At 54.6% G+C, this 16,297-nt stretch carries 9 protein-coding genes; 7 read left to right on the forward strand and 2 right to left on the reverse strand.

What is annotated here, in order from left to right; genetic code table 11:
* Positions 1 to 438: 438 nt before the first annotated feature.
* On the forward strand, positions 439 to 7,170 hold the full coding sequence (locus tag WG622_RS13715; protein ID WP_339404133.1) for an autotransporter outer membrane beta-barrel domain-containing protein: 6,732 nt from the start codon (positions 439 to 441) through the stop codon (positions 7,168 to 7,170).
* A 12-nt stretch (positions 7,171 to 7,182) separates the two neighbouring features.
* Complete coding sequence (locus tag WG622_RS13720; RefSeq protein WP_339404134.1) at positions 7,183 to 7,659, forward strand: invasion associated locus B family protein; 477 nt, start codon at positions 7,183 to 7,185, stop codon at positions 7,657 to 7,659.
* Positions 7,660 to 7,805: 146 nt separating this feature from the next.
* On the opposite strand, the gene WG622_RS13725 is transcribed toward WG622_RS13720, so the two are convergent.
* Together WG622_RS13725 and WG622_RS13730 are read right to left on the reverse strand one after the other, a co-directional pair.
* The gene (locus WG622_RS13725) at positions 7,806 to 8,009 is read right to left on the reverse strand and encodes a hypothetical protein (protein WP_339404135.1); all 204 of its coding nucleotides are present in this window, start codon (positions 8,007 to 8,009) and stop codon (positions 7,806 to 7,808) included.
* A 421-nt stretch (positions 8,010 to 8,430) separates the two neighbouring features.
* Complete coding sequence (locus WG622_RS13730) at positions 8,431 to 9,219, reverse strand: FadR/GntR family transcriptional regulator (protein ID WP_339404136.1); 789 nt, start codon at positions 9,217 to 9,219, stop codon at positions 8,431 to 8,433.
* Between the two features lie 297 nt (positions 9,220 to 9,516).
* Here WG622_RS13730 and WG622_RS13735 point away from each other — a divergent pair, with 297 nt between their 5' ends.
* The 5 genes from WG622_RS13735 (at position 9,517) to dld (ending at position 15,731) form a co-directional block, all read left to right on the forward strand.
* Positions 9,517 to 10,554, forward strand: coding sequence for a TRAP transporter substrate-binding protein (locus WG622_RS13735; RefSeq protein WP_339404243.1), 1,038 nt, complete (start codon positions 9,517 to 9,519; stop codon positions 10,552 to 10,554).
* A gap of 77 nt (positions 10,555 to 10,631) precedes the next feature.
* Positions 10,632 to 11,411 carry a TRAP transporter small permease subunit gene (locus WG622_RS13740; RefSeq protein ID WP_339404137.1) on the forward strand — a complete coding sequence of 260 codons (780 nt, stop codon included), beginning with the start codon at positions 10,632 to 10,634 and terminating at the stop codon, positions 11,409 to 11,411.
* Positions 11,412 to 11,415: 4 nt separating this feature from the next.
* Positions 11,416 to 12,864 carry a TRAP transporter large permease gene (locus WG622_RS13745; protein WP_339404138.1) on the forward strand — a complete coding sequence of 483 codons (1,449 nt, stop codon included), beginning with the start codon at positions 11,416 to 11,418 and terminating at the stop codon, positions 12,862 to 12,864.
* 3 nt (positions 12,865 to 12,867) lie between these two features.
* On the forward strand, positions 12,868 to 14,037 hold the full coding sequence (locus WG622_RS13750; protein WP_339404139.1) for an alpha-hydroxy acid oxidase: 1,170 nt from the start codon (positions 12,868 to 12,870) through the stop codon (positions 14,035 to 14,037).
* Positions 14,038 to 14,048: 11 nt separating this feature from the next.
* On the forward strand, positions 14,049 to 15,731 hold the full coding sequence (gene dld / locus WG622_RS13755) for a D-lactate dehydrogenase (RefSeq protein ID WP_339404140.1): 1,683 nt from the start codon (positions 14,049 to 14,051) through the stop codon (positions 15,729 to 15,731).
* Positions 15,732 to 16,297: the final 566 nt, after the last annotated feature.

Consider the following 16,297-nt stretch of genomic DNA (forward strand, 5'->3'; position numbering starts at 1 on the left):
TCTGAAACCGCGCCCGAAGCGCATCCGGCAATGGTGCTGGCATGATCCATCCTCCCAAACAAGAGGAATCACAAATCAAGCCTCAAGGGAATCCCAAATGATTCAATCTTTCGGTCGGACGCTTTAAGGACGAGCGGTACTGACTCGGTCGGTGTCTTTGCAACTTCGGTCGGCGGCAGCGGTGGTAGCGGCGGGTCATCTGGTGGGCTAGGCAGCGTCGGAGGTTCAGGGGGCGCCGCCGCAGGGGGCGGCACGGTCACCGTAAACAACGTTTCCTCGATCACCACAACCGGTGAGGCGGGGCGCGGCATCCTGGCACAGTCCTTCGGAGGCGCGGGATCAGGCGGGGGAATTGCTTTCGGCCTGCTGTTTTCACAAGGAGGCAACGCTGGCAATGCCGGAGACGGTGGCGATGTAAACGTCACAAACTCCGGAACTTTGACAACGCATGGGCGCGCCGCTTCGGGAATTCTCGCGCAATCACTCGGAGGCGGCGGCGGTGCTGGCGGATCTTCTGTATCAATCACGGCGCTGGGAGGAACCGGTAGCAACGGCGGTTCAGCCAACAATGTGCGGGTCACCAATACGCTTGGTGGGTCCATCACGACAAGCGGCGAAGGGGCTACGGGTATTCTTGGGCAATCCACGGGGGGTGCCGGCGGGGATGCCGGTGTCTCAGTTGGACTTGTTGCAATTGGTGGCAGCGGAGACGCGGGTGGCAACGGGAGCACTGTCGTTCTTAGAAACGACGGTAGCATTCTGACGAGAGGTAACAGCGCCAGTGGAATAAAAGCACAATCGATTGGCGGTGGCGGCGGCAATGGCGGCATTTCCGTGGGTCTTGTTAGTGTCGGTGGCTCGGGCAATGCGGCCGGGAACGGAGGATTTGCGGGTGTCTTCAACACAGGAAAGATTGAAACACGCGGCGCATCATCAGCCGCGATCGTCGCGCAGTCCATTGGTGGCGGCGGCGGTGACGGTGGAGTCGGTGTAGGAGTCGCAGTGGGTCCCGGCGCTGCGAGCGTGGCAATTGGTGGCTCAGGTGGAGCCGGAGGACACGGCGGAACTGTTCGAATTAACGAGGATATGGCCGCGAACAATTTGAACAGCGATCTTTTGACAAAAGGGCGTGCCTCGACAGGCGTTTTGGCGCAGTCCATTGGGGGCGGCGGTGGTAATGGCGGATTTGCAGGCAGCTTTAGCCTGGCCGTGACGGCCTCTGCAGCTGTCGCGGTTGGCGGATCCGGTGGTAGAGGGGGGCATGGCGGATCCGTTGATGCTCGAATGGGCGGCACGATTGTAACTGAGGGCGAGGACGCATCCGGCATTGTTGCGCAGTCCATTGGCGGTGGCGGTGGGAATGGATCCTTCGCTTTGGCCCTGGCCGGAGCCGGTCAGGCAAGCGCTTCCGTCGCGGTTGGTCAAGCCGGCGGGGCGGGCGGAAACGGTGGGACTGTGTCTGTCACCAATTGGGCCAATATCCAAACCAAAGAGAGTCGCTCATTGGGTATTCTGGCACAGTCCATCGGCGGTGGTGGCGGCAACGCCGGATACACGATTAGCGGCGCAGCCGCGCAGACCTTTGCTGGCAACGTCAACGTTGGTGCAAACGGTGGCGCAGCAGGGAGCGGTGGCTCGTTGACGGTCACGAACGAGGGGGCAATTACCACAAATGGCGAAAACTCCAAGGCTATTCTGGCACAATCCGTTGGCGGCGGCGGAGGAATAGGAGGCTTTGGGATCGGCGTCGCCTTGTCTCGGACTGCGGCCACGTCGGTCAACGTCGGCGGAAGCGGTGGCGCTGGAAAACATGGTGGCAACGTCACCGTCATCAACAAAGCGGCTCTCGTGACCACTAAAGACAGCTCATTTGGTATCGAAGCGCAATCTGTAGGCGGCGCAGGGGGCACCGCGGGCTTTGCCATCGGTGCCGGTGCGACATTGGACGGCGCTGGTGCACTTGCCGTGAATATCGGCGGTTTAGGTGGTGGCGGAGACCATGGCGGCGCTGTTGTCGTGGAAAACACCGGAAGTATATTTACAAGCGGAAACCGGTCCACGGCTCTGCTTGCCCAATCCATCGGCGGAGGGGGAGGCAATGGCGGTTTTGCGATCGGTCAGGCCTTGACCGTTACTGGCGCAGCCGGAGTTTCCACGTCCATTGGAGGCACCGGCGGTAGCGGAAGCAACGGTGGAGCGGTTACGGTCAAAAGTCACCATCTGGCTGCTCCTTCCGGAGCCGGGGCAACGATCCAAACATCGGGGACTGACGCGATTGGCATACACGCTCATTCGATCGGTGGCGGAGGTGGTATGGGCGGCTTCGCGATCGCGTCCTCTGTCGCACTTTCAATCGGAAGTCCCACAAATCGGTTTGCGGCAGCGGTCTCCGTCGGTGGAACAGGCGGCAACGGCGGTGCTGGCGGACAGGTCACCATCGATACTAAGGATCGCATTTTGACCACCGGCGACGGCGCGAATGGAATTCTGGCGCAATCCACTGGCGGCGGCGGCGGCTATGGCGGATTTGCAGTAAGTTTCGGCAGTGCCGGCAAAGCAATGAATTCTGCGTCTGCAACTGTTGCCATAGGTGGGACTGGTGGCACGGGTGCCACCGGGGGTGTTGTCACGATCACGACAGGTGGCGCGATGGAAACGCGGGGGAACTACGCTACTGCAGTCCAAGCCCAATCCGTCGGTGGGGGTGGAGGCATGGGCGGCTTTGGCGCTGGTGTTTCAACGGGTCTAGGTGCGAATTCTGCCCAGATCGCCGTGTCTATCGGCGGCACTGGTGGGGCTGGGAACCATGGCGGTGACGTCACCATCAATCAAAATGGGTCTATTCTGACGACCGGAGGGACATCGTGGGGGATTTTGGCGCAGTCCATCGGCGGTGGAGGCGGCAACGGAGCCCTTGCTCTGAGTGGCGCACTTGGTGGAATTAATGCCAAAAACGCGGCGACCACGATTGGTGGTTCAGGGGGATCGGGCTCAAACGGCGGCGTTGTCACCATCGCAAATACAGGGTCCATTCGGACCGAAGGCGAGAGTTCTTTTGCGATTTTCGCGCAGTCCATAGGTGGCGGTGGCGGCACCGGCGGATCTGCTGGGGCACTCGCCGGTGGTGCAACTGGTATAGGTGCAGGAAAGAACATCAATCTATCCACAACGGTTGGGGGCTCGGGCGGAAATGGATCCAACGGAGGAGTGGTAAACGTAACGAATGACGGGAACCTGACCACACTCAGCGAAGCGGCCATTGGCATCTATGCACAGTCCATCGGTGGAGGAGGAGGAGACGGGGGAAGTGCAATGACTGGCTTGCTTGGCTTGGTTGGCGGCCGCGAAGGTAAGACAATTAATGCGGGCGTTACGATTGGCGGCAGTGGCGGTTCGGGGCAAGTTGGTGGTGCTGTCAATGTCGTAAACCGAGCCACTATCAGAACCGCAGGCGCGGATGCTCAGGGTATCCGGGCAGTTTCCGTTGGCGGTGGAGGAGGAGCCGGCGCAAGAGCAGGTTCGCTTTCATTGATTCAAGGCAGACCTAAAGGTTGCCGCGTGAACCTAAACTTTGCGTGCAAAGCGCCTACCAACTTCAAAGACAGTAACATCAATCTTCAATTGCTCATTGGAGGTACAGGCGGATCTGGCAACCATGGCGGTGATGTGGACGTAAACAACGACGGAATGATTTTTACAACGGGTCCTGCAGCCCATGCGATCCAGGCGCAGTCGATTGGAGCAGGTGGAGGCTCGGCTGGCAGCGCAAAAGTCGGTATTCCTACTCGTTTGCCTACGGAGGCCGTGTTGCCAACGAACGCTATAATATCCTACACGTCCAAACAAGGCGAGCTTGCCAATCATGCAGTAAGTATCGGCGGGAAAGGCGGCGCAACAGGCAACGGTGGCACTGTCGCTGTAAACAACTCTGCAACACTTAGCGTTTCCGGGGACGATGGGATGGGTGTGCTGGCCCAATCCATCGGCGGCGGTGGCGGTGTTGGGGGCCTTGCTAATTCAGGGCGCACTGGAACCTTTTCAGTTGGTGGTGAAGGCGGCTCTGCCGGCAACGGCGGTGCAGTCACTGTAACCCTAGAAACCGGTTCGGTTATCTCCACAACGGGAAATGGCGGCCACGGAGCCTTCGCGCAATCTGTTGGTGGCGGTGGTGGCATCGGCGGAGGCGGCCAGGCCGGGCGCTTTATTGGCGGAGGTCACGATAGACCCAATCTGAATCCAAAAGTATTTGCGGTCAGTTATTTACAAGTTGCCATAGCAGGAAGTGGTGGGCCAAGCGGTGATGGAGGGGTTGTTGCTGTCAGCAATGATGGAAGCATTCAAACACTAGGAAACGATGCGACGGGCATCGTCGCGCAATCTGTTGGTGGCGGTGGTGGTTCTGCAGGCGGACGTGCCTCTGCGACATTCAGTTTCGGCGGCACCGGTGGCGCGCAGGGAAATGGCGGCAAGGTCACTGTGTCAAACACCGGTGCAATCGATGTGGCTGGAGAGCGTTCAAGCGGTATCGAAGCGCAAAGCATTGGCGGGGGTGGCGGTCGGGGCGGCCAAGCTGGGGCCACCGCTGTTTTGCCGTCTGAAACCCAGGCCATCGTGCTGCCTGGTCTGTTGTCCGTCGGCGGCACTGGAGGTGCTGGAGGCTCTGGTGGTGAAGTGGGTGTGACCAACTCGGGCGATATATTTGTCCGTGGAGCGCATAGCTACGGAATTATTGCGCAGTCGATCGGCGGCGGCGGTGGTATCGGAGGAAATACACTCAGCCTTTTGGCCGTGGGCGGCGGTGATGGCGTTTCCGGCGATGGTGGAAAAGTAAAAGTCACCCATCAAGCAGGGGCCAACATTACAACTTTCGCCGACAAAAGTCTTGGTATTCTGGCCCAATCGGTGGGAGGCGGTGGCGGAGCGACAGGCCTCGCAACCGGTGCTTTGTCTTTTGGTGGCAAGGCCACAACTTCGGGCAAGGGTGGCAAAGTCGACGTGGAAACACTGGGTGACATTTCCACGGCCGGTGCTGGCTCTCATGGCGTTTTGGCGCAATCACTGGGTGGCGGTGGCGGAACGAGCGGCGGAGCCGACGGGATAGTCGCGATATCAGGATCTGGTGCCACCGGATCGGACGGCCACGCTGTCGACGTCCTCAATCGCGGGAGTATCTCCACCTCTGGAAAAGCTGCGCATGGCATTATTGCCCAGTCCATCGGCGGAGGTGGTGGATTTGTCACTGCTACCGTGACCAGCGACAGCGTGTTCAATTTTTCTGGCACAGCGGGTGGCCAGGGCGACGGCGGGCGCGTGATTGTGAACAACTATGGCAGCGTGACAGCCAGCGGTAACAACAGCATTGGTATTCTGGCGCAAAGCGATGGCCAGACTCCAACGGGTGATGTCGACGTCTACAACTGGACAATGGGAACCAGTGTCATAGGCGGAAAAGGCGGGGCCGCGATCTCTATTTTGAATGGCCGGAACAACCAAGTCATTAACATGGCAAATGTATCCAATGCGGGTGGTGTCTCGGAACTCGCCATCTTAAGCGGAGATCAAAATGAGACTGTTCTGAACAATGGCGTTATAAGCGGAAACATCGACTTGGGCGCTGGCACCAACCAAATACGAAACAATGTGACGGGCACCTTGAACTCTGGGGCTGTATTGAACGCAGGCAACACGAATGCCTCTGTTCGCAACTTGGGAACTGTCAGCGTCGGCGGTAGCAACAATATCCTGACGACAGCACTAAATGGCAGTTATTCTCAGGATGGTAAGCTGCTCATCGAGTTGCGCCATATCCCGCATTCTACGCAACAAGCGGACACAGATGTATTGGACATCTCAGGACGCGCAGTGGTCGAAGGAGAGCTTCAAGTCTCTGTGTTGAACGCTCAACAGGCTGCGCCGGGCATCCATTCCGTTGCAGTTCTAGATGCTGCACAAGGTGTGACTCAGGGGTTTATGCCCACACTCAACGCACCTAACTCTGCAGTGGCAGCTTTCAGTCTGTCTCGCGGATCCAATACGATCAATCTTGACTATGAGATTAACTATGCACCAACCGGTTTAACCGGTGCAGCTCTTGCGTTTGGTCGCTATTTAAATCAGGCTCAGGCGAATGGGGGCGGCAGTGGTCTGGAGACGATCATCGCGACTTTGACCCAACCTGGATCAACAGTTCAGGTGTTGCAGGACAGCTATGCGTCCTTGGATCCTCAGCCAATATCAACAGGTATTTCCACGAGCACATTGACCGTTTCTGATTTCGCAAATTCACTGCGTAGCTGTGCCCAGAAAACAGGTCCCAATCGATTTATTGCTGAAGGCAATTGCAACTGGATGGCCCGCACTCAACGCGATTTTGATGTATCGCAGGACGGAACACGTGCGGCATCGCACACTCGCGTGTTGCAGACGACCTTTGGGGTGCAGCGCCGAGCAGATACAGGGGACTTCTGGGGCATTGGCGGCTCGATCGGCAGCGCGGGCGTGACGTCAGGTACCGCCTATCAAAGCTCGGGCGAAGTGTATCAGCTTGGCGCAGTCCTTAAGCGTCAGCAAGAAAACCGAGTGCTCAGCGGCAGCTTCATTCTTGGTGCTGCAGACTTTAATGCGCAGCGATCCGTGACAGTCGGTGGCGTGACATCGACAGCCTTCAGTCAGCAACCACTCCGTTTTGTATCAACGGCTCTTAAATACGCCCAAGTTTACGAGCGCGGAGCAAGCTTCTTTAAACCATTAGCCGAAGTATCTGTTACAGGGATGCAGCAGAAGGGGTTTTCGGAAACCGGCGCAGGTGCTGCCAACATGACGATCGACGGTCGCACAGACTGGCGAGCTGACCTGGAGCTGGGATTGGGCGCTGGGCGTGAATTCCAATTGCCGGGCGGTGAAACAGTGATCCGAATTCACGGTGAGTTGGGCCTTCAGCACCGCATCCTCGGCGAAGAAGCGACTCTCAGCGCCCGTTTTGCTGGCTCCCAAGCCGCAGGTGCCGGGCTACAAACGGGATCGGGAGAAGACAAAACCCTGGCCAAAGTCGCCATTGGTTTGGACCTCTTGGGGAGCGATGGCGGCGCGTTAAGGCTTGATGCAAGCTCGCGCTTGGGTGAACGTACGAGAGACGTCCGCGCAGGCCTAAAGTTTTCGCTGGATTTTTGAGTGGAGAATAAAATGATTCGAGTAGTGTTTGCCTTGTCGGCGATCTTTTCCTTTACCTTTGGAAACGGGCTTGCCGCCCAAGAGGAAAGTGCTTGGCGGACATTTTGCACCAGCGAAGCACGCAATGCGCCTGCAATTTGCATCATGGAGCAAACGATCACGCTGCAAGAGACGGGTCAACAGTTTGCGAGTATGAGAGTCGTTTCTGACGGCAAGCAACCCCCCAACCTTATCCTGAATCTTCCTCTTGGTGTTTCGATCCAACAGGGCGTTTTTCTGAAAATTGACGAACTGAGCGCACAGGACATCCCATTGACGACTTGTGAATCAGATGGGTGTTTTGCAAGTAAACCCCTGAGTGAAACTCTGGGTGCGTCGCTGCGCGCCGGGTCAGTGGCTGTCGCCAGCTTTCAAAACCTCGCAAATCAAGAAATTACCGTGGAGTTTTCTCTTGTCGGGTTCACTGCAGCACTTGAAAGGCTGCGGTAAGACGAGGGAGTTGTACAAGAATTCAATCTATGAGCCCGCTTTGACACGCTATTTTATTAGGGCTCAGCAACATCCTTGGGGGAGTTGCGGCGGTAGAGCCAAGTCTGACCTTTCAGATAGGCATAGCGGATCTGTGCTGACATCTGTCAGGTTCCTTTCGGTTTAAAAATGCGGGAAGTGATCTTTCGCAAGATCATGTCGAAGTCTGGCTCGCCGTACTCACCTTCGAGCGGGCCAGTTAAAGAGTAGCCACCGACGCAGTCGTCGTAGACCTCATCCACGAGGAAGAGGTGTTCTGGGATGTCGTCGAAAGCCCTGATGACTACATGGTCTCCAAGATGGAGGTCCATGTTAGGATCTCGCCAGCAAGAGGTCCGGGAGGACGAAGCCGAGTGCCAGAGACATCGGTACCGGGAGCGGTATTGGCTGCATCCACGCAGGCATCATCGCCAGCAGGACGATGCAGTAGGACAGACCGTTGGGGATGAGTGGCCTTACGTCCTATCCCCATCGTAGGAAAAGAAAAAGGGCCAGCCTCAAGCTGACCCCCAACACGCACCAAAGCGTGAAAGAGCTGAACATCTGAATATCTCCTCTAAGAGTTCTCTTTATTCAGATGCTTGGTTTTGCTCGGTTTTTCGGCCCATGGCCGCAATTTACTCAAACATGCAGACGCTGCACTGCGGTGCGCCAACCCAGAAATTAGCTTTAGTTGCTCGGCTTCGCTTATTAGAAAAACGACAGATATACCAACCTCTCAGCTTGTGATGCTCAAGAGGACAACAGCCTCCGTTTGTTGGACATCACCTCGCGGCGTTGGCGCTCAAGTCCTACTCTGAAAGACTTTTCTACGAAATCGATATGTTCCTTGGCTGCCCTTTTAGCGCGTGCAGGTTCACCTTCTATAACGGCGTTACCCAGTTCAAGGTGTTGGTCTAGTAGGATCCGCCCAGTGCCGTCTATCGTGCGCAGAAAATCGCGATTGTAGAAAACACTTTGTTGAGTCAGCTCAAAAATCGAAGCCATCATGTGAATGAGCGTCGCGTTTTGGCTGGCGTCGACGATCGCCGCGTGCAACGCGAAGTCTGCTTGACGAGAGGCCTCATTGTCTCCCGCCTCAAAAGCCGTGACCATTTTCTCTAGTATGTCCGTTATGCGCTCTTTGTCCGCACTGGTCGCGCGATCTGCCGCGAGGCGTGCAGCGAACCCCTCCTGTTCACGGCGATACTCCAGGTAGTCCATGAACGCAGGTTCATGTCGACCATACAGGGAAATCAAGGCCGGCAACATGGCTTGGCCCGTCAGGGCAGAGACGAAAGTACCCTCGCCATGGCGAGTTACAACAAGACCACGATCTTCAAGAATTTGCAGGGCTTCCCTGAGCTTTGGCCGAGACACTCCCAAAGCTTCAGAAAGCTCTCGTTCCGATGGCAATCGCTTGCCTTGTTTGAGAATTCCAGACGCTATCAGGTCTTCAACCTGCCTAACGACCGCGTCCGCCAATGATTCGTGACCGACCCGATCGAAAAGAGATTGGTTCGTGTTCTGTTGTTCCATCATCTCACCCATCTTGGTGGTAAAATTAAATAACCTCTACAATAGGTTTGGCAAGTAAATTTGGTGAGATGTTTGAAATTTCACTGGAGGCCAAGCGTTAAAAAGTCGAACTAAAACAATAATAAACGCAGAAATTTCTAGAAAAAACTTGCCTGAGTTATTTTCGATGAAAGGCAGCGTCAACTAGACCATTGGTAAATAAAGTTGTTGACCTATTCATCTGGTCAACTTTATTTACCAGTCAATCGAGCGGCGAGCGAGACGCTTTCGCCGGACGAGAAAAGCAATGGAGGAGTAACCATGAAAAATATCGTTGCCGCAGCAACGGCCAGCATCGCATTGATGGCTGGAACCGTGCAGTCTCAGGAAGTTCTCGAGATGACTTCCGCTTTTGGTCAAAACCTGCCGATCCTCGGAACAGCCGCCGTAGACTTCACGAAAAACATCAACTCTATCTCTAACGACGTTGAGTTCGAGCATTACGATCCCGGCAAGCTGGTTCCGACTCTCGAAGCACTCGACGCGGTATCAAACGGTTCTGTTGACGCCGCTTATGCAACGTCTGGCTATTGGCAAGGCAAAATCAATGCCGCTTCCTTGTTTGCGGCTGTGCCATTCGGCCCTGAAGCTGGCGAATTCCTCGGCTGGGTACTGTACGATGACGGTGCGAAGTACTGGCAGCAGATGTATGACGACAATGGCTACAACGTTGTAGCAATGCCTTGCGGAATCATCGCACCAGAAACCTCTGGTTGGTTCAAAAACGAGATTAACACTGTTGCGGACCTCGAAGGTCTGAACATGCGTTTCTTCGGCCTGGGCGCAAAAGCAATGCAGAAACTGGGCGTTTCCACGTCGCTGCTGGGTGCCTCCGACATTTTCCCTGCTCTAGAGCGCGGCGCGATCGACGCGACCGAATTCTCGATGCCTCGGATCGATGCTCGACTGGGTTTCCACAAAATCGCGAAGTACAACTACTTCCCAGGCTGGCACCAGCCGGCAACACTGTTTGAACTGTTGGTCAACCGCGATCGTTGGGATGAACTGGAAGAAACTGCACAGAACCAGATCCGCACCGCATGCTTGGCAACCATCACTATGACCTACGCCGAAGGTGAGGCGACCAACTACGCCGCAATGGTCGACAATGTGGAAAACAACGGTGTGACCATCAAGCGTTGGCCAGATGAAATTCTGAATGCCTTTGAGGGTGCATGGGACGAGGTCGTTGCTGAATTGGCTGCGGATGATCCTTTTTTCCAAGAAGTTTGGGCTGACCTGCAGGATTACCGCGCAGGCTATGAAACCTGGTCCGCAATCTATCTGCCCCGCAACTAAGCGAAGCAGTTAAGACGGCTGGCGGCGCACCTCCCTTGCCGCCAGCACCATTCAATGTCCAAACGGGGACGCAATCCATGTCTGCTGAAATCCCAAATGTTGACGAGGTGATGTCGATCGCCGATCCGGGCGAAAAGAACCGGGAAAACCACCTCTGGGGCGATCGACTTATGGTTGGCCTTTCCAACGTAGTCGCCTGGCTCTTTCCTCTCTTGATGGTTGGTATCGTAACCCAAGTGTTCATTCGTAAAGCCGGTTATAACCAGGCTTGGCTGGATGACGCGCAGTGGTGGATGTACGGCTTTGCGATGCTGTGCGGCTTTGGTTACGCCATCACGACCGAAAGCCACGTCCGCGTGGATATTTTGCATCAAAGCTATTCGCCTCGTAAAAAATCGAGAATTGAGGTCCTAGCACACGGTTGGTTGTTGTTGCCGTTTCTGGCCCTCATGACCGACATACTTCTGCACTATGCCTTCGCGTCGATAAAAGCTGGAGAAGGGTCCGACAGTCCGAACGGGCTGCATATGCTCTACCTGCTTAAGTCTTCGCTACCTATTCTGTTCATGGCGGCCATTGTGGCCTCTTGGTCAGCGATGGTGCGTCACCTGAAAGTTCTTCGAAGAGCAACCCTATTGGGAATGATTATTGGAGCTTTCCCATTTGTTTGGTTCGTAGTTCAACGCTTGGTTCACTATTCGCTTTGGTGGTTCTATCGCCTGACAAATTCAGAACTGAACCCGCGCCGCATTACGCGAGAACCTGTGTTTGACTACACGGTCATGATTGCACTCGCCTTGACGCTTCTTTTGCTGCTCGTCGCCTTCTTGCGCAGCCGCTCTGCTCAGAAGGACTGATACAATGCAAATCCTTTCTCTCATGGGTATGCTGATGGATCTGAACCAATGGTTGGTTCTGTCAATGTTCATTGTCTTCATCGTGATGCTATTCCGGGGCGTCCCTGTCGCATTTGCGCTTGTTGGCGTAGCCCTCATGTTCGCGGTCCTAGGAGAGTACCTCCTCGACCCTTTCCGCAAGTCAATCAATACGTATATCGAGTTTGATCGTACTGGCATCACCTATCAAAAAATGGGTGCAAATGCTGGCCGCTTCTTTGGTGGCATCATTAAAAACCCGGTTCTTGTTGCACTTCCTATGTTCATTTTTATGGGCTTGATGCTGGATCAGTCCGGTGTTGCCCAACGCATGATGAAGTCCATGCAGGTTCTGTTCGGTGCCCTCAAAGGTGGGTTGGCGCTGGCGGTCATGCTCATCGGTATTATCCTGGCTGCTTCAACTGGTGTCATCGGTGCCTCGGTGGTTCTGCTAGGTGTCATGGGATTGCCAGCAATGATGGGTCAGGACTATGCAAAACCGATTGCCACAGGAACGATTGCCGCGTCGGGAACACTTGGCATTCTGATCCCGCCATCCATCATGCTTGTTATTATGTCCGACCAACTGGCTATCTCTTTGGGTGACCTGTTTGTGGGCGCGCTTTTCCCAGGGCTGATCCTCGGCGGACTCTATGTTGTCTTTTTAATCGTCTACGGGCTGGTGGATCCCAAAGCGATGCCTCTTCCTGAAAATCGGGAGCCCGTGTCGATGAAAATCGTGATGGAAGTTGGTCTTTCAGTGGTGCCACCATTGCTTTTGATCCTGCTAGTTTTGGGTTCGATTTTCTTCGGTCTAGCCACTCCGACAGAGGCTTCTGGATTGGGCGCAGCTGGCGCGACCGTACTCGCTCTGATCTCTCGCAACTTGAACTTCAAGGTTTTCAAAGACGTAATGCGTCAGACTTTGAATACCTCTGGCTACATTGTGGGTATTTTTATCGCGGCAAACTTCTTTGCGTTCGTTTTGCGCCGGTTTGGTGGGGACGAAATCATCGAGAACCTGGTGCTTGGATCTTTCGAAAATCCCTACATGGTTGTGGGCTTTATCCTATTCATCATCTTCTTGCTTGGTTTCCTACTTGATTGGATCGAGATCACGCTGATCATCATGCCTTTGATGCTTCCCGTGATCCTGGATCTCAATCTTCCTGTCGAAAGCTACGGCGTTGTAGACAACCCATCGGTGGTTTGGTTCGCTATCTTAGTAGCGGTTACGTTGCAGACATCCTTCCTGACGCCGCCGGTTGGCTTCGCGCTTTTCTACCTGAAAGGTGTTTGTCCGCCCGAGGTCACGCTGGGCCACATCTACAAAGGTGTTATCCCCTTTGTACTTCTACAGCTTCTGGGTCTCGGCATTGTCTTCGTTTTCCCAGAACTCACCACCTGGCTTCCCGCGCTGGCATATGGGAACTAGGCGATGCGACTGAAGGACTGTCATAATTATTCGGACTTTCGCCGCCTTGCGCGGCGGAGGCTTCCAGGGCCGATCTTCAACTATATCGATGGCGGTGCTGACGATGAAGTGACAATGGCCAAGAACACAGCTGCATTCAATGCATGCGATCTTCTTCCATCAGTTCTCCGGGGCGTAGACGATGTCGACATGTCTGTCACTGTCATGGGGCAAAAGCTGGATATGCCGGTCTATTGTTCTCCGACAGCGCTACAGCGTTTGTTTCATCACAAAGGTGAGCGCGCTGTGGCGGCAGCGGCTGAAATGTACGGCACAATGTTCGGAGTGTCTTCTTTGGGTACAGTATCTCTTGAGGAACTGCGCCAGAACCACTCCAATCCACAGGTCTATCAATTCTATTTTCATAAAGACCGGGGCCTGAACACAGCCATGATGCAGCGCGCCAAACAAGCGGGTGTCGAAGTCATGATGTTGACAGTAGATAGTATTACAGGCGGCAATCGCGAACGCGACCTTCGCACCGGATTTTCGATCCCATTTCGCCTAACCCTTGGCGGCATGGTCCAATTCGGGCTCAAACCAATATGGGGCATCAACTATGTGACCCACGAAAAGTTCCGCCTGCCGCAACTCGACGAACATGTCGACATGGGCGGGGGCGCGCTTTCAATTGGACGCTACTTCACCGAGATGCTCGACCCGGCGATGAATTGGGACGATGTGGCCCAGATGGTGCGTGATTGGGACGGGCAATTTTGTCTAAAGGGCGTGATGTCTGTGGAGGACGCAAAGCGCGCTGTCGAGATTGGCTGTACCGGAATTATCTTGTCCAACCATGGTGGACGACAGCTCGACGGGTCTCGTACACCTTTCGATCAACTGGCCGAAATTGTGGATGCCGTGGGCGACAAACTTGATGTCATCATGGACAGCGGAGTACAGCGGGGAACGCATGTCTTAAAGGCCTTGTCGGTCGGCGCGAAAGCTGTGGGACTTGGACGCTACTATCTCTTCCCTCTCGCAGCAGCGGGACAGGCAGGCGTGGAGCGCGCACTCAGGCAGATGAAGGCCGAGATCGAACGCGATATGAAACTAATGGGCGCGCGCAGCATTGCTGACCTAAGTCGTGGTAACCTCAGGTTTGCTGAGCCAGAAAAAGCAAAGACTGCGTAGGAAGCTCCTCCATGACTGACACAGAACTTCTTTCCAGACTCAGAGCGGCGGTGGGCCGTAGAAACGTGCTTGTGGGCCAGCGCGCAACCGAGCGATTTCGTACAGGGTTTCGTTCCGGAGGAGGCGAAGCTCTTTGTGTCGTGTGCCCAGGCAGTTTGCTTGAACAATGGAAAGTGCTGGTCGCATGCGTAGAAGCGGACAAGATCGTCATTATGCAAGCCGCCAACACTGGCCTGACAGAGGGGTCGACCCCGTCAGGCTCCTATGACCGGGATGTTGTTCTGATTAACACGCGGCGGATGGATCGGATCGAGCTTTTAAACGAAGGCACTCAGGTCGTCAGCTTTCCCGGAGCGACACTATTTGCTTTGGAGAAACTTCTCGCACCGCTAGGGCGAGAGCCCCATTCGGTGATCGGGTCATCATGTATTGGAGCTTCTATTATTGGCGGGGTCTGCAACAACTCCGGTGGATCTTTGGTAGAGCGCGGGCCAGTATACACCGAGCTTTCACTCTATGCGCAAATCGATAAAGATGGGCGCTTGTCCTTGGTAAATCATCTGGATATCGACCTGGGTGACACTCCTGAGGAAATTCTGTCCAATCTCGACAACGGAAATTTCGACCACACACCTAGAACCAGCAACAAAAAAGCATCCGCCAGCGACTATGCGCAGATTGTCCGAGACGTAGAGGCAGATACGCCAGCGCGATATAATGCGGACAAAGCAAAGCTCTATGAGAGTGCGGGCTGCGCCGGAAAACTTGCTGTATTTGCGGTACGGCTTGACACGTTCGCCAAAAATGAAGCGGAACAGGTTTTTTATATCGGCACCAATTCAGCTGATGATCTTGGTTCGCTGCGCCGTCATATTTTAAGTGAGTTCAAAGACTTACCAGTAAGCGCTGAATACATGCAGCGCGAGGTGTTTGATATTACAACGCGTTACGGCAAAGATACCGTTTGGATGATTGATAAACTCGGAACTGACCGTTTGCCGTCATTCTTTGCACTAAAAGGCGCGGTAGATGCTCGGTTGAAAAATATCCCACTTTTAAAGAACTTCACCGATCGCTTTATGCAAGCGTTTGCCGCAATCGTACCGCGAGTCCTCCCAAAGCGAATGATAGAATTCCGGGACAAATTCGAACACCATCTGATCTTGAAAATGAAGTGCGGCGGAATCGAAGAAGCTCGCGCGTATCTTCCAAAATTTGTCGCAAGCAAAGACGCCGATTTCTTCGAATGCTCTCCGCGTGAAGGTAAAATTGCTGGCTTGCATCGTTTTGCCGCTGCGGGCGCCGCAGTACGATATATGGCGATCCACGGCTCCGAAGTTCAGGACATTATCGCCTTAGATGTTGCTCTGCGCAGGAACGATCGGGAGTGGTTGGAAGTGTTGCCACCAGAGATCGAAAACAAATTGGTCGCCAAGCTCTACTATGGTCACTTTATGTGCCACGTGATGCACCAGGACTATATAGTCAAAAAGGGTGAAGATCCGAAAGAAATAAAGGCTGCGATGCTAGCTATCTTTGACAGCCGCGGAGCGGAATATCCCGCTGAGCACAATGTGGGTCATTTGTACAAAGCCAAAGAAGACCTTGCTTCCCACTACAAATGCTGCGACCCAACAAATTCATTCAATCCAGGAATTGGCAAGATGCCAAAAGCCAAACACTATGCTCGTTAGAAACTGAATATCAGGGCACTGGCTATCGAAACTCTTTCCATCCCCGTCCGATAGCACCTTGGAAGCTAACGAAGATGGACGAGCACGACGAATATCCAACTAAGGTACACCCAAGCTATGTACTTACAGCTAGAGCTTTTCTTCCCTATCTGCATTGCTGGTTAATATTGTGAGCACTTCTTAGTGTTCTTGCACAGTGTACATACCCATTCAGCGGTCCCGTCCTTTGGGCGGCCTAGGCTTTCCAAGTCATGGTTTGAAACAATGGATTGGGTTCTGCAAAAAGGGCAGGTTCCGATTGCAAAATAGTCCGGCACATGTGTGACCTTGGGTGGTGCGGGATTGCAAACCAATCGTTCCTCCACGTGGCGCTTTAGCGGCAAGTTTATATCGACTGCCAATTTGTGGCAACTTGGGCCAAGCCACTGTCGATGGTGCGATAGATCGAAAGGCTCCGCCGCCTCCCATTGCTGGTACCTATTGGGAAGCTGCATCGAGCCCGCCAGCGAGGCCTCCTTTGGCAGAGCACGTGAGGCAGCTCATCCGCGTGGAGCCAGAGAGAGCAC

Origin of the sequence: Cognatishimia coralii (genome assembly GCF_037478305.1) — a bacterium.
Taxonomy (GTDB): Bacteria; Pseudomonadota; Alphaproteobacteria; order Rhodobacterales; family Rhodobacteraceae; genus Cognatishimia; species Cognatishimia coralii.